At 39.5% G+C, this 14,219-nt stretch carries 15 protein-coding genes and 2 tRNA genes; 12 read left to right on the forward strand and 5 right to left on the reverse strand.

Features of this window, described 5'->3' with window-relative positions; all coding sequences use genetic code 11:
* Positions 1 to 143 precede the first annotated feature (143 nt).
* From dnaA to NIAKO_RS00020, 4 genes are all read left to right on the forward strand, one after another.
* On the forward strand, positions 144 to 1,577 hold the full coding sequence (gene dnaA, locus NIAKO_RS00010; RefSeq protein WP_014216318.1) for a chromosomal replication initiator protein DnaA: 1,434 nt from the start codon (positions 144 to 146) through the stop codon (positions 1,575 to 1,577).
* Between the two features lie 136 nt (positions 1,578 to 1,713).
* Complete coding sequence (locus NIAKO_RS38300; RefSeq protein ID WP_014216319.1) at positions 1,714 to 1,860, forward strand: hypothetical protein; 147 nt, start codon at positions 1,714 to 1,716, stop codon at positions 1,858 to 1,860.
* Between the two features lie 133 nt (positions 1,861 to 1,993).
* A tRNA-Ser gene (locus NIAKO_RS00015) sits at positions 1,994 to 2,084 on the forward strand.
* 77 nt (positions 2,085 to 2,161) lie between these two features.
* A tRNA-Pro gene (locus tag NIAKO_RS00020) sits at positions 2,162 to 2,235 on the forward strand.
* A 562-nt stretch (positions 2,236 to 2,797) separates the two neighbouring features.
* Here NIAKO_RS00020 and NIAKO_RS00025 read toward each other — a convergent pair.
* Together NIAKO_RS00025 and NIAKO_RS00030 are read right to left on the reverse strand one after the other, a co-directional pair.
* Complete coding sequence (locus tag NIAKO_RS00025; protein ID WP_041346137.1) at positions 2,798 to 3,124, reverse strand: sensor histidine kinase; 327 nt, start codon at positions 3,122 to 3,124, stop codon at positions 2,798 to 2,800.
* A 473-nt stretch (positions 3,125 to 3,597) separates the two neighbouring features.
* Positions 3,598 to 3,786: a CsbD family protein gene (locus NIAKO_RS00030; protein ID WP_014216320.1), complete on the reverse strand. Its 189-nt coding sequence runs from the start codon at positions 3,784 to 3,786 to the stop codon at positions 3,598 to 3,600.
* 275 nt (positions 3,787 to 4,061) lie between these two features.
* Here NIAKO_RS00030 and NIAKO_RS36255 point away from each other — a divergent pair, with 275 nt between their 5' ends.
* The 3 genes from NIAKO_RS36255 to NIAKO_RS00045 all read left to right on the forward strand — a co-directional run bounded on the left by NIAKO_RS36255 (position 4,062) and on the right by NIAKO_RS00045 (position 7,289).
* Positions 4,062 to 6,281: an OmpA family protein gene (locus NIAKO_RS36255; protein WP_014216321.1), complete on the forward strand. Its 2,220-nt coding sequence runs from the start codon at positions 4,062 to 4,064 to the stop codon at positions 6,279 to 6,281.
* Positions 6,282 to 6,565: 284 nt separating this feature from the next.
* Positions 6,566 to 6,760, forward strand: coding sequence for a hypothetical protein (locus NIAKO_RS00040; protein ID WP_244883949.1), 195 nt, complete (start codon positions 6,566 to 6,568; stop codon positions 6,758 to 6,760).
* A 214-nt stretch (positions 6,761 to 6,974) separates the two neighbouring features.
* Positions 6,975 to 7,289, forward strand: coding sequence for an RNA recognition motif domain-containing protein (locus NIAKO_RS00045; RefSeq protein ID WP_014216323.1), 315 nt, complete (start codon positions 6,975 to 6,977; stop codon positions 7,287 to 7,289).
* A 2-nt stretch (positions 7,290 to 7,291) separates the two neighbouring features.
* Here the strand turns inward: NIAKO_RS00045 and NIAKO_RS00050 are convergent, their stop codons facing one another.
* Both NIAKO_RS00050 and NIAKO_RS00055 read right to left on the reverse strand, forming a co-directional pair.
* Complete coding sequence (locus tag NIAKO_RS00050) at positions 7,292 to 7,651, reverse strand: hypothetical protein (RefSeq protein ID WP_014216324.1); 360 nt, start codon at positions 7,649 to 7,651, stop codon at positions 7,292 to 7,294.
* 7 nt (positions 7,652 to 7,658) lie between these two features.
* The gene (locus NIAKO_RS00055) at positions 7,659 to 8,105 is read right to left on the reverse strand and encodes a hypothetical protein (protein WP_107685507.1); all 447 of its coding nucleotides are present in this window, start codon (positions 8,103 to 8,105) and stop codon (positions 7,659 to 7,661) included.
* Positions 8,106 to 8,375: 270 nt separating this feature from the next.
* Here NIAKO_RS00055 and NIAKO_RS00060 point away from each other — a divergent pair, with 270 nt between their 5' ends.
* The gene (locus NIAKO_RS00060) at positions 8,376 to 9,230 is read left to right on the forward strand and encodes a YihY/virulence factor BrkB family protein (RefSeq protein ID WP_165761224.1); all 855 of its coding nucleotides are present in this window, start codon (positions 8,376 to 8,378) and stop codon (positions 9,228 to 9,230) included.
* 56 nt (positions 9,231 to 9,286) lie between these two features.
* Here the strand turns inward: NIAKO_RS00060 and NIAKO_RS00065 are convergent, their stop codons facing one another.
* Entirely contained in the window at positions 9,287 to 9,586 is a 300-nt protein-coding gene (locus tag NIAKO_RS00065) for a hypothetical protein (RefSeq protein ID WP_014216327.1), read from the reverse strand.
* Between the two features lie 175 nt (positions 9,587 to 9,761).
* On the opposite strand from NIAKO_RS00065, the gene NIAKO_RS00070 reads away from it, so the two are divergent.
* The 4 genes from NIAKO_RS00070 (at position 9,762) to NIAKO_RS00085 (ending at position 14,214) form a co-directional block, all read left to right on the forward strand.
* Positions 9,762 to 10,367, forward strand: a complete 606-nt coding sequence (locus NIAKO_RS00070; protein WP_014216328.1) for a YciE/YciF ferroxidase family protein — start codon at positions 9,762 to 9,764, stop codon at positions 10,365 to 10,367.
* 401 nt (positions 10,368 to 10,768) lie between these two features.
* Positions 10,769 to 11,791, forward strand: coding sequence for a glycosyltransferase (locus NIAKO_RS00075; RefSeq protein WP_165761225.1), 1,023 nt, complete (start codon positions 10,769 to 10,771; stop codon positions 11,789 to 11,791).
* On the forward strand, positions 11,784 to 12,926 hold the full coding sequence (gene glf / locus NIAKO_RS00080; protein WP_014216330.1) for a UDP-galactopyranose mutase: 1,143 nt from the start codon (positions 11,784 to 11,786) through the stop codon (positions 12,924 to 12,926). Before NIAKO_RS00075 ends, glf begins: the two co-directional genes overlap by 8 nt.
* The gene (locus tag NIAKO_RS00085; RefSeq protein WP_014216331.1) at positions 12,916 to 14,214 is read left to right on the forward strand and encodes a family 1 glycosylhydrolase; all 1,299 of its coding nucleotides are present in this window, start codon (positions 12,916 to 12,918) and stop codon (positions 14,212 to 14,214) included. The genes glf and NIAKO_RS00085 overlap by 11 nt, the downstream gene beginning before the upstream one ends.
* Positions 14,215 to 14,219: the final 5 nt, after the last annotated feature.

A 14,219-nucleotide genomic window follows, 5' to 3' on the forward strand; every position in this document is an offset into this window, starting at 1 on the left:
TTTTTTTTTCAGAAGAAAAATTTGATATTCGTCGCCCTTTTTAAGTTTCTGAGATTCCCCAACTGTCCTGTGAAGTCGACGAACGTGCGCAATAAAAGATGAATAGCAACTTAACTCAACATAAAAAAACTGCTTCTAGTATAATGGCTAAGACGTCCGAAAAAGTTTGGAGTAACTGTTTGGAAATAATAAAGGATATTGTTGAGTGGCAACATTTCAAAACCTGGTTTGAACCAATTAAACCAGTAGAGCTGAGAGACAATATACTTATCATTCAGGTTCCGAGTCAATTCTTTTACGAATACCTGGAAGAGCATTATGTAAATCTGTTGGCGAAAACATTAAGAAGGGTTTTAGGAAAGGATGCCAGATTAGAATATCGGATAATGGTTGATAGTGGTAATCACAATAACAAACCGCTAACTATGGATGTTCCTACACACGGCTACAAAACTTTTTCAAGTAATGAGATGGATTTCCCACTCATTATAAACAATCCGGTTAAGAATCCCTTTGTAATTCCGGGATTGAAAAAAATGCAGATTGATCCGCAGCTCAATCCCATTTATACATTTGAAAACTTTATTGAAGGCGATAGTAATCGTGTGGCGCGGAGAGCCGGGAAAACCGTTGCGGAAAAACCGGGCGCCAGCTCGTTTAATCCCTTAGTAATATATGGTAGTGTTGGTTTGGGAAAAACCCACCTGGCGCAAAGTATAGGTAATGAAACAAAGCGTTTGCATCCAAACAAGGTAGTGTTGTATGTAAGCTCTGAAAAATTCATCAACCAGTTCCAGGACCATAGCCGTAACAATGCTATCAATGACTTTATACATTTCTATCAATTGATAGATGTATTGATCATCGACGACGTACAGTTCTTTAACCGGGCTGAAAAGTCGCAGGATGCCTTCTTTGCCATCTTTAACCACCTGCATCAAAGTGGCAAGCAACTGATCTTAACTTCCGATAAACCACCCAAAGACCTGGAAGGGGTTCAGGAAAGGTTGTTAAGCCGTTTCCGGTGGGGGTTAAGTGCCGATTTACAGGTTCCGGACTATGAAACCCGGATAGAGATCCTGGAGCGGAAGATGAAGAACGATGGTTTGGAGATGCCCAAAGAAGTAGTTAAGTATCTGGCTTATAACATCAATAGCAATGTACGGGAACTGGAGGGAGCTTTGATCTCATTATTGGCACAATCTTCGCTTAACAAGCGGGAAATAGACCTAGACTTGGCAAAAAGAGTCCTCCGTAATTTCGTGAAAACTAGCAGCAAGGAAATCACTATCGAAACCATCCAGAAAATGGTATGTGAATATTTCGATGTGCCTTACGACAAACTGCTACAAAAAACCCGTAAGCGTGAAATAGTTCAGGCACGGCAAATTACTATGTACCTGGCCAAAGCATTCACCAAAAACTCTTTAAAGACCATTGGGGAGCATTTCGGTGGTCGTGACCACACCACAGTGATCCACTCCTGCCAAACAGTTAAAGACCTGATGGACACCGACAGCACATTCCGCGAAAGCGTTATGGAATTACAGCAAAAGGTGCAATTGGCCGCCATGTAGCAAAGTAGTTTTCAAAATTCTTATACAAATCCTTCCGGCATAGACGGAAGGATTTTTTATTTCAGGGCTAGTGAGGCGCTGTAAAATTCATTTAATTCGCTTTTGATACCCAAACACCACAAACCCTAACCCTTCAATGAAAACGATCCTGTTGGATCTGTTGCAGTTTACAAGCATGTTCCTGTTGATGCTGAGAAAGGTACCGGTTATTGAAGGAACTGTATCATCATTATCTTACCGGGGAGCGCTTAAAATGAAATTCACCAGAAAGATCGTTTATTGAAATAGCGAAATCAAACGTTAAAACCGGCCACAGACGGCATTTTAGGGGTGAACCAGAAATAATCTTAAGATTTTCATGATTTTATTGGCTGTTATTTCCAAAAAACATCTTAGTTTTGCATCCCGCTGGAAAAGGAGAGGTGCCTGAGTGGCCGAAAGGGCCGGTTTGCTAAACCGTTGTACGAGCTTAAACTTGTACCGAGGGTTCGAATCCCTCCCTCTCCGCGAAAGTCCGCCGAAGCAATGAAAGCGGAAGTTTAATACCTTAATCCTGGTAGGTTGGTAACAACCAGAAAGATGCTCGGGAGGTAGTTCAGCCCGGTAGAATACATGGTTTGGGACCATGGGGTCGCAGGTTCGAATCCTGTCCTCCCGACGAGCAAGAAGCCCACAGCGAAAGCTGTGGGTTTTTTTATAACATATTCCTGATTCCTTACTATGCCTAAACAAACACCACCCAGAAATTTCACTCGATCCTTTATTCGTAGCCAGATATAAGTCATCAATATTTCATGATAAGGCATCCATTGCTCATTACAGGTAAGCAATAGGGTGCTGCAAGACGTCATTTGTGCACTTTGGCGCGTAAGTAGCGCACTATGACGTGTAAGTGTCCCACCTTTTGCCATAGCTGCTCAACTTTGCGCCGATGTGCAGCAGTAATTTCACCAGGTGAACTACCTGTGCGCTAATGTTACGCAGGTAACCCCGGATTGGTCATTGATGCCATAATGTGCGGTCGAAATGAGTCATAGTGAGTTCGAAATGCGGTATAGTAAGTCACTTACGTCGTCAGCGCAACAAAAGCATATTTATGCAATTTTTCCCTAAGGTCAACAAGCCGGAGTTGTCAAAAAACAAATCGTTTCTACCTCATCAGTTTTTTATTCCTTTTACAGTTAATGCTCATCTAAAAACTACAAACAGCCACCACAAATTCACTTGAACTCAATATCCCTGACTGTCAGCGTCTGTGACATATTCGCAAGCTCGTTTATAACAGTGGAAATAAATGAGCTCGATTTTTCAAGACATATTTCCCGGCTTTCCTCATCAGTTTTAGCCAGATCAATGTAATGTAACGCAGCGATCAAAACCTGATTTAAATTGTCCTGAATTTCATGTGCAATTTTTATCCGCTCATTTTGCCGTGCATGCAAAATTGTTTTGGTTATTTCTTTTTGCTTTATTTGGCGATGCTGTATACCCTTCCATTCACTTTTTAATAGATGATTTTCTGTTGTTTTATTTTTTGCATTTCGCATATAATATTCTTTGCATTAAATGTGAGAAATATTTTATAGTCAGGTGTTATATTTTTAATCAAACTTTTTATAGTATTCACACCTTGTTGAATTGGATACCTGGCAGATTAACCACTAATGTGTGAATAATGTAATTTTTTTTAAAAACTATATAACAGCTGTCATAAAAAATAAACTCAACTTCAGGTAATTGTAAGATGCTTCTGGAGAAGGTTATGGATTTCATAGTAAATCGTGTCCAGAAGGGCAGGCTTTACCTTGACCTTTTTTCTTTGGGGAAGGTGTACTCATTCTGCCTTCGGCTTTCCCAGGTTGTATAATTACAAGGGATGATAGCTTCAACCTGGAAGAAAAACAGGAAAGTAGTAAGTAAACCCCCAACCAGCTGGTAAATAAAAAAATCCGGAAGAGATTCCGGATTTTTTTCACTAGATAAAATTCAATGGGATAGATTAAATATTATTAGGCATTAACTATGATGCATCGATAATCCGTCGCAACTCCTCTTTCGTTTTACCTAATTTAACCTCCAGTTTAGCCAACATATCGTTCTTCCTGCCAATCTCAAAAAACAGATCTTTATCGGTAAGTGCAGGAAATTCTTTCTTTAATCTGGATTTTTGTTCGTTCCAGTTTCCACGTGAGGGGGCATTATTTTCCATGATATTTTAATTTGATTTTTACTAATAAACTATAGTACAAAGGTGAACTTGTTTTTAATAATTCATGTTACAGGATTAAATAAATAAATTACACCATTCACACATTTTCATTCGTAGATCTCAGCTGCAAATTATCAGGCCACCATACTTCTCTTACAGATAATAAAGATGAAAAGTATTATTTGGGGCACATTTAACCCCTTTAATTTTTAAAACATGATTAAACGCATTTAATTCAGGGGTATGCTTATTGAAGCAATTACCTAAATAATAATATGAAAAAAAATTACTTACTCATTTGTTTTTTACTGATAACAGTGAGTACTATCCGAGCCCAAACATACCCGGGATACCGTACCGGTAATTATACAGGTGTAAACGGGGGCGTGTTCAATCCAGCCAACATTGCCGATAACCGTTATAAGTGGGATGTCAATATTATCGCCATCAACGGATTTACCGGAACCAATCAATCAGGGCTGCGTTTTAAAGATATAACCAGGACTTTCAATGCTGATTCATTAAAATCAAAGTTATTGAGAGGCAATGATCATTTAAATAGTCTGGCCTATGCCGATGTACTCGGACCTTCAGTTATGTTTAGCCTTAGTCCTAAAACATCCCTTGCCTTTACAACAAGATCGCGGGTGTTTGCCAACGGTAGCGACATAAATGGCAACATGGCAAATGCTATTTTGAGTGGTGGAACGGCAACCGCCGGTGTGCCTTTTACATTTAATAATAATAATATGCTGGTACATGCTACCGGCTGGACGGAAATTGGCGGCTCGGTTGGCCAGGTGTTGACCAATAAAGGCACCCGGAATTTCTTCAAAGCTGGTGTCACCATTAAATATATTGCCGGAACAGCGGATTCCTATTTGTCTACTAACGGGCTTTCGGGTACGGTGGGTGGGCCGGGAAACAATTATTTGACGGCTACTACCGGATCACTTTCTTTAAATACCACAGATGCTAATTTTAGTGATTACAAGTTCAAAGACTTTTTTAAATTCAATGGTCATGGCGTAGGTGGTGATATTGGATTCGTATATGAGTGGCGCCCGATAGCTGATTATTCGATGTATGAAACAGACCGTTTTGCCAATAAGTATAAATTAAAAATAGCAGCTTCATTATTGGATGTGGGAAGAATAAGTTTTAACAGAAGCGGTAATGAAGCGGCGAATTATGTGGTAAACGTTCCTAAAGGGGAAGCTTTTGAATTAAACCAGTTCGCAAATAAATCTGTAAAGGAGTATAAAACCATCCTGGATCAAAGCCCTTACTTTACAGGCACAGATGTTGGCAACTCATATAAAATAACGCTGCCCACCACCATTCACGCAGATGTGGATTATATGATTGGTAAAGGATTTGCCCTTAATGCTGCAGGTCAGTTCACCACCAACAAAAAAAGTACGTTTGCGCTGTATTATTATAATGCGTATAGTGTAACGCCACGCTGGGAAAATAGTATGTTCAGCATTGAACTCCCAATGAGTTACAATGAATTGACACAATTCAATGCCGGCGTAGCCTTCAGAGCTGGGCCGTTTTTTATCGGTTCGGGAAGTGTACTGTCAGCATTGGTGCATGATTCCAAACAAGCTGATCTGCATGTTGGTTTCCATTTCGGAATGACGTATAAGAAGAAGGTCAAACCAGATTTTGATAAGGATGGCGTTTATGATGATGTTGACAAATGCCCTGGTGTTGCCGGACTGGCCCGTTATAACGGTTGCCCGATCCCCGATACCGATGGAGACGGTATTAACGATGAAAGCGATTCATGTGTAACAGTACCTGGTGTAGCGCGGTTCAATGGTTGTCCGATCCCTGATAAAGACGGTGATGGAGTTAATGATGAAGAAGACTCTTGCAAAGATGTTGCGGGGCTTAAAAAATTCAACGGATGCCCTGATACAGACGGCGACAATATAATGGATAAAGATGATAAATGTCCAACAGTAGCTGGTGTTGAAAAATATGCCGGTTGTCCGGTTCCTGATACAGATAGTGATGGCGTGGCAGACGACGAAGATCTTTGTCCTAATGATCCGGGTCCTGTGTCTTCAAAAGGCTGCCCTGTCGAAAAAGTAGTTGTTCAGATTACAGCCGATTTCAAGAACATCCTGTTCGATTATGGCAAAGCCACTATCAGGAATGAATCGGATCCTATTCTTTCGAAAGCTGCCAAAACAATGATTGAGCAAATTGGCAACTCTAATTTCTATATTGATGGTTACACTGATAATAAAGGCAGCGCTGCTTACAATAAAAAATTGTCAAAAGCGAGAGCGCAGGCAGTCGCAAATGCCCTGATCGCAAATGGGATCGATAAATCGCGTATAATGGTCCGGGGCTTTGGAAAAGACAATCCTATTTGTAATAATAATACAGAAAAAGGACGCCAATGCAACAGAAGAGTTGAAGTTGTGATAAGGAATGTAAATCAAAAGGACGAACAGAAGAGCATAAAAATTAACCCTTAACAAACGGGGATGTCGTAAGTAAAATCCGGAAAAACTCCGGATTTTTTCTACATAAAGCTTTTCCTGAGGTTTTTGATTTGAAATACCTATATTTGGTTGTCTCTTTTTGCGTCAAATTAGCTTCCCTTCTTTCTGACGATTTAGTGTTTTACTGTTTTTTAGTTTATTGTATCACGATTCATTTAAAGTTTTAGCAAGCCTTTATTAGTTAACTTTTTGAAATTAACGTCATGAAGCTTTCTGAATTTATTCTGTTAAGTGAAGGGGATAAAAAATACACTGTAATGAGCAAGGCAGTTGCATTGGCTCAGAGAACCTACCCGGATATTATTGTTTTTCTTTTTCAGCTGGACCATTATTACATAGAAGCTTATTGTAACAAAACCAGTAAGGCTATTGAAGAATACAGGGTATTGCCTGATACAAATGCAATAGGTCATTACCTGGAAGCCCTTTCAATAGATGATTTAATAAACTAATGAGCTGTAAGGTAAATTCCCCTGCCACGGTAATTCCGTAGCAGGGGAGTTATTATTATATTTAGGAAAATGCAAAAAAGAGTGTTACCTTCGGTGGGTTAATTTGAGCCTCGCATTAGTATTCATTAATTACATTGCTTATACTTACCTGCATTATAGTTAGTTTCTTACTTCTTGCTTTCCTCGAAATTTATTCATCAATTAATTTTCACAAATGAACATTTATGTTTCAAATTTAAGCTTCGACGTGCAGGATGAAGACTTAAAAGATTTTTTTGCTCCTTATGGAGAAGTTTCTTCAGCAAAAGTTATAACAGACAGAGAAACCGGCAGATCAAGAGGTTTCGGGTTTGTTGAAATGACTGATGAAGCTGCTTCAAAAAAAGCGATCGCTGAACTGGATGGCGCTACTGTAGAAAACAGAACAATCAGCGTATCTGTTGCAAAACCAAGAGAAGAAAGATCTTCCCGTGGTGGTGGCAAAACCGGTTTCAATAATGGGAATAGCTATAATCAAAATAGATACTAATTTCATTTCGACTTACAGGTCAAAGCCCCCACAAGGGGCTTTTTTATTGCCATTTGTTGAATTATATCGGCATACCCATCATTCCTGTGGTTGGTATAAACACCATACGCATCCAGGCTATAACCTATAACGCCATCATAAGCCATAATGAGATATATTATAGCTGCGTCTGCAGGATCAGATTCGCCCTCGAAACGGTAGGTATTGATAATTTTAATATCATGCTGATCATAGGATCTTCCATTAAAACTTAACTGACCGGTTTCATTAATAATAAACTCATTGTCCTGCTTTCTTAATTTTAGTGTATTAAGTACAGTACTAATAGTATCCATTTCCCGGGTTGATTTATCATTGTTCATATTAATATTAGTTCTGTATTTTATCGATAGTTAAGCTGTTAGACTTGCTGCTGATCATTTTATTTAATTTGGTTTGATCGCTCTCAATTCTTTTCTTTAGATACTGGATATCCTTATGTAACTTATCCAGATTGGCTGATTCTATTGTTGCATTCATTGAATCTTTCCTGGCGCCATTAGCTGTATTCTTTGCTTTTCTGGCCAGTTTCTTACTATCTGGATTATCACTCGATCTTTCTGCTGCAGTTGAATCTTTATTGGCAGAATTCTGTGCCCGCCCAAAAGCATCTTGTTTTTTATTACTCTGAGATTCAAGCCGACCTAATAATTTACCCAGTTTTACCTGGTTACGATATATTCCTGATACTAAAGAAAGAGAATCCTTCTTTATCTGACCTGACATGGAAGTATAAAAAAGTAATAAGCTGCAGGAGATTAATAATAGTTTTTGCATTATGTAAAGGTGAGATTCATTCCATGCCGGATTGTTATATTATTTAAGAAAAGAATTACATGATTTACACTTTAAAAGGCGAAGCAAAGATGTAAGAACCCCGGTAATTATCTTAGGTACAACAATTGTTCACTCAATGCAGTTATAAATAAATACAGTCTTTATAAAATAAGCCATATGAAAGAGATGCCTGTTACCATAAACATGAAATGGATCCCGGTTTTTTTTACCCGGCTATGGGTTACTTTCAGAACTACACTTAAAACCTTCATGGCCGAAAATTACCTTCGCTATAGTGCCTCACTTTCTTATTATACTATCTTTTCGCTGGCGCCTTTGCTTATTATTACTATTTCTTTATTCGGGTATTTTTTGGGCCGGCAGGCTATAGAAGGAAGAATTTTTTCAGAAATTCAAGCACAAGTTGGGGATGTTGCGGCAGTGCAGATCAGGCTAATGATTCAGCATGTTATTTCGGAAAAGGATTCTTTTATAGCAAAGGTTGCGGCTGTCATAATAATAGCATTTGGTATTTCAGCTGTTTTTACAGAAGTGCAGGATGCTATCAATCACATTTGGAAGTTGAAACCGATACCAAAACTTAACCGGAAAAAATATCTTCTCAAAAGAATGATCTCTTTAGGGATATTCAGCGTCATTGGCTGTATACTTGTTTTGTCATTAATAATCAACTTACTGATTGATATTTTAGGTACTTACCTTATTGACGTTTTTGCAGGTGCCGGCGTTTTTATGGTATTTGCCATTAACCGGATATTTATAATCGCTGTTGTGGCGGTGTTATTTACATTCATGTTCAAATATGTACCGGACGGAATAGTGAAATGGAAGGATGCAATAAAAGGGGCTGTTTTTACTTCCTTTTTCTTTATGGTTGGTAAAGGAATTATCGGTTATTTTCTCGGCCATATTCATACGGCTTCCACCTATGGTGCTGCGGGAAGCCTGGTTGTTTTGTTGCTTTGGATTTATTATTCAAGCATAATTATATACTTCGGAGCTACTTTTACAAAGGTATATGCGTATTTGTATGGGGGAAAGATCATTCCCAGGTCCTATGCAGTTTATCTGGAAACAAAAGAGATACTACCAGCTAAAAACTAATGCTTCTACACCCATTGGCCGCTCCATCTTCTATGGTGGAGCGGCAGCCATCCATTTTATTTCTTGGCTATTAATTTATTCTTGGCAATGGATACCTTATGTCCTTTTTTATCAATCCAATAATATTTTGAATGCTTGTCAATATAAATGGTTTCACCATTTGGGCCTTCCATATCCTTGTAAACTTTATCAATAACGGCTGATTTGCCATTAGACGCAACTTCTGCTGTTTTGTTGCCAACTTTCACTGCGCCGTCTTTAACATCCGTACCTACTTTACTGGCCGTGCTTTGCGCGTTAACCTCAGAAAACCCTGCTAACAGAACCAGAATTGAAATGCCGATAAACTTTTTCATATTTTTTATTTTGATGTGTGGCTGTAAAAGCAACACAATGCAAAGCTGGGCTTTTAAATCTGAATAGCTGTTACATGATTGGATAAATAAGTTATATCATTCACTTATTGAACAGTTTCTTTGCCTGGTCCAGGCTTTGCAACCAATAAGCTATATTAAAAAATATAATTTACAAATGGCGAATACAAAATCAACCAGCGTTTCAAAGTCCCGGATCGCAGGTAAATCTGAAAATGAAACATCCGTTTCCAAAGGCGTAGGAAAGAGTAATTCGATGTTACAGGAATTCTTTTACGAATCGCTGAAAGATATTTATTGGGCTGAAAAACAGTTAACGAAGGCATTGCCTAAAATGCAAAAAGCCGCCACCACCCCTGAATTGAAGACCGCAATAGAGGAACATATTGCCCAAACCAAGGAACATGTAGGGCGACTGGAGGAAGTATTTCAATTAATGGAGCGGAAAGCCCAGGCAAAAAAATGTGATGCTATGGATGGCCTGATCAAAGAAGGCGAAAGTATTATTGAAGAAACTGAAGATGGAACAATGACCAGGGATGTCGGAATTGTTATGGCAGCTCAGAAAGTAGAGCATTACGAAATTGCTACGTATGGTGGTTTGGTACAGCTGGCTTCCGTATTAGGCGAAGACAAGGTTGTTAAACTGTTGAACCAGACACTCGAAGAAGAAAAAGAAACGGATGCAGGGCTCAGTAAAATTGCTGAAAATAAAATAAACTGGCAGGCGGAGCAGGAAGATGAAGGAACAGAAGAAGAGTAAAAGTGACATTGAAAACATTTGTTGTACGTAAGTGCAGAAAAGGGAGAGATCAGTGTATGTGATCTCTCCTTTTTCTTTAATATATATATATCACCTTAAGTAATATTGATCGACCCGGTATGATTTTTTTACTTAAGATTAAATAATCTGATAGTAATTATTTCTTGTCCCTTACGAAATTTCACTCCAACATCTTCTTACGAAAACGTGGTTTTATTACATAGAATTAAACAGTAAACCTTTGGGCTTGCTTAAAGATGCATGTGTAGCATGCGGTTATTGATATGAATTATGATATAATTTGCTTTTGTCACCTTAGGTGGAATTTTGTTTATCAGCGTCCGCAGCATTTATTAACCCGGTTTGCTTCAGCGCATCGGGTGTTTTTAATTGAAGAGCCAATGTTCGATGCTACAGGGAACAACTATATGGAAATTTCAAAGAGTGATGATACCAGGGTTTGGGTGATGGTGCCACATTTAAGAAATGGGCTGGGGGTGATAGATGTGATGGCTATTCAGAAAATTTTACTGGACTCGATGTTGGAGTCTATACAAATAAACAAATATGTGTTGTGGTATTACTCTCCAATGGCGCTAGGCTGGAGCGATCACCTGTCCCCAACGCTTATAGTATATGATTGTATGGATGAACTGGCTGCTTTTAAATTTGCACCTCCATTTATAGTTCAACGTGAACAAAAATTGATGCGGAAAGCAGACCTTGTTTTTACAGGGGGACAAAGCCTTTATCTGGCCAAAAAACATTTACATAATAATATACATCCGTTTCCCAGCAGTATAGATAAAGTGCATTTCAGCATTGCCCGTACCAGGGTAACAGAACCTGCTGATCAGGCTGACATACCGCATCCACGAATTGGTTATTATGGAGTGTTGGATGAGCGGCTTGATATTGACCTGCTCAACCAGTTGGTTGCTTTACGACCCGATTGGCAGTTTATTATGATTGGTCCTGTTGTAAAAATTGATCCGGCTGATCTTCCCGCGAAAAATAATATCCATTATTTGGGTAGTAAAAACTATTCGGAGTTACCAAATTATCTGGCAGGATGGGATATTGCCATGATGCCATTTGCTTTAAATGAATCTACCAGGTATATAAGTCCCACCAAAACGCCGGAATATTTAGCGGGTGGTAAACCTGTTGTTTCCACGCCAATCAAAGATGTTATAACGCCTTACGGGGAAAAAGGACTGGTGCATATTGCTGCATCACCTGCCATCTTTGTTGCAGCGGCAGAATCGATATTAACGAAAATTGGCTATGACGAATGGCTTGAAAAAGTAGACAGGTTTTTATCGGGAATATCCTGGGATAAAACCTGGCAACAGATGAATGAATTGATCAATAGAGCTATCGAGGACAAACGAAATGCCGAAAAAGTGAAAAGATATGTTTGATTATTTAATTGTAGGAGCAGGGTTTGCAGGGGCGGTAATGGCCGAACGGTTAGCTTCCTGTGATAATAAAAAAGTGCTGGTGGTGGAAAGCAGGCATCATATAGGTGGGAATACCTATGATTATTATAATGACGACGGCATTTTGGTACATAAGTATGGCCCACATATATTTCATACCAATTCAAGGGATGTATACGATTACCTGAGCCAGTTCACCGCATGGCGGCCATATGAACATCGCGTACTGGCAAGTGTTGATGGTATGCTGGTGCCTATACCGATAAACCTGAATACAATAAACCAGTTATATGGGTTAAAATTATCTTCTCTGGAAGTTAATAACTTCCTGGCATCCAAAGCAGAAAAAAAGGATCGCATTATAACCTCTGAAGATGTTGTTATAAATAAAGTAGGACGGGAGTTGTATGAAAAGTTCTTTAAGGGATATACCCAAAAGCAATGGGGCCTGGACCCTTCTGAACTGGATGCTTCCGTAGCCGCCCGGATCCCAACCCGTAATAATTGCGATAACCGGTATTTTACCGACACTTTTCAATCGATGCCCCTTCATGGGTACACCAGGTTGTTTGAACGTATGTTAACCCATCCAAATATAAAGGTAATGCTGGGAACTGATTACAAGGAAATTGAAGGCCTGATCCCTTATAAGAAGATGATCTATACAGGCCCCATTGATTATTTTTTTGATTATTGTCATGGTAAGTTACCATACCGGTCTATTGAATTCAGGTTTGAAACATTTGAAACCGACCGGTATCAACCTACAGGTACGGTTAATTACCCCAACGAGCATCCGTATACCCGGGTAACCGAGTTTAAATACCTTACTGGTCAGAAGCATATAAAAACAACCGTTGTATTTGAACATCCCAAAGCCCTGGGTGACCCGTATTATCCCGTGCCCCGTCCTGAAAATGCCGAGTTGTACAGAAAGTATCAATTGATGGCCAATAACAAGCAAAACGTATTTTTTACGGGCAGGCTGGCTACTTACAAGTATTATAATATGGACCAGGTTATAGCGCAATCGTTGACCCTTTATAAAAAAATAGCCTTGATTACAAAGAATGAACGACCAACTAATGGCCAGAAATTACCATCCTATGAATCCTGAGATCTGGGGCGGGTTAGAATGCACTATTAACAGGATAGGAAATACCTTTCGTGATCAGTTGCATTACTGCGGACATTATACAAGAACCGGGGATATTGAACGAATAGCCGATCTGGGTATCCGGGCATTACGATATCCCGTTCTGTGGGAACGGCATCAACCCCTGAAAGATCAGGTTATTGACTGGTCGTGGGCGGAACAGCAATTACAAAAGATCCGTATAAGTAATATTACACCCATTGTTGGTCTCGTACATCATGGCAGTGGCCCTGCCCATACCAGTTTGTACAATGGTAATTTCGCAACTGGGTTAGCGAATTATGCCCACCAGGTGGCCAGTCGCTTCCCGTGGATTGAATATTATACACCGGTAAATGAACCGCTAACTACTGCCAGGTTCAGTGGCTTGTATGGAAACTGGTATCCACACTATAAAAATGCATATAGCTTTGCTATTATGTTATTAAACCAGGTAAAGGGAATAGTGCTGGCCATGCAGGCTATCCGGTGCATTAACCCTCATGCTAAACTGGTTCAAACCGAAGACCTCGGCAAAACACATAGTACTGGCTTGTTAACCTATCAGGCCGATTTTGAAAATGAACGCCGGTGGTTAACTTATGACCTGTTATGCGGACGGGTTACAAAACAGCATCCGCTCTGGGACTATTTTATATCGCTGGGAATAAAAGAATCCCAATTGACTTTTTTTATAGAGCATACATGCGTGCCCCATATCATGGGTTTGAACTATTATATTACTTCTGAACGATTCCTGGATGAAGAACTGCAGGCATATTCCGCACATACACATGGAGGAAATAATATACATGCTTATGCAGATGTGGAGGCAGTACGGGTAATAAAGCCAGCTGGTGTAAAAAAATTATTACTGGAAGCCTGGAACAGGTTCCAATTACCATTGGCCATAACGGAAGCCCACTTGCACTGTAATGAAGTAGATCAGGGCAGGTGGTTTAAAGAAATATGGGACGCCTGTTGCCAGTTAAAGCAAACCGGGGTGAACTTAACAGCCGTAACAGCCTGGTCATTATTGGGTGCTTACGACTGGAACAGCCTGTTGACAAAGAACGATCTTTTTTATGAAAGCGGTGTATTTGACATAACTAATAATGTTTTACAGCCTACCCTAACGGCAAGCCTTATAGCTTCCTTAACAAGTCAGGGCTATTGCGATCATCCATTACTTGAACAGAAAGGTTGGTGGCATCAGGACGACCGCTTAATTAAGAGTAATGCTTCATCCCTTGACAAACTTTTACAATGAAACAA

Source organism: Niastella koreensis GR20-10, assembly GCF_000246855.1.
Taxonomy (GTDB): domain Bacteria; phylum Bacteroidota; class Bacteroidia; order Chitinophagales; family Chitinophagaceae; genus Niastella; species Niastella koreensis.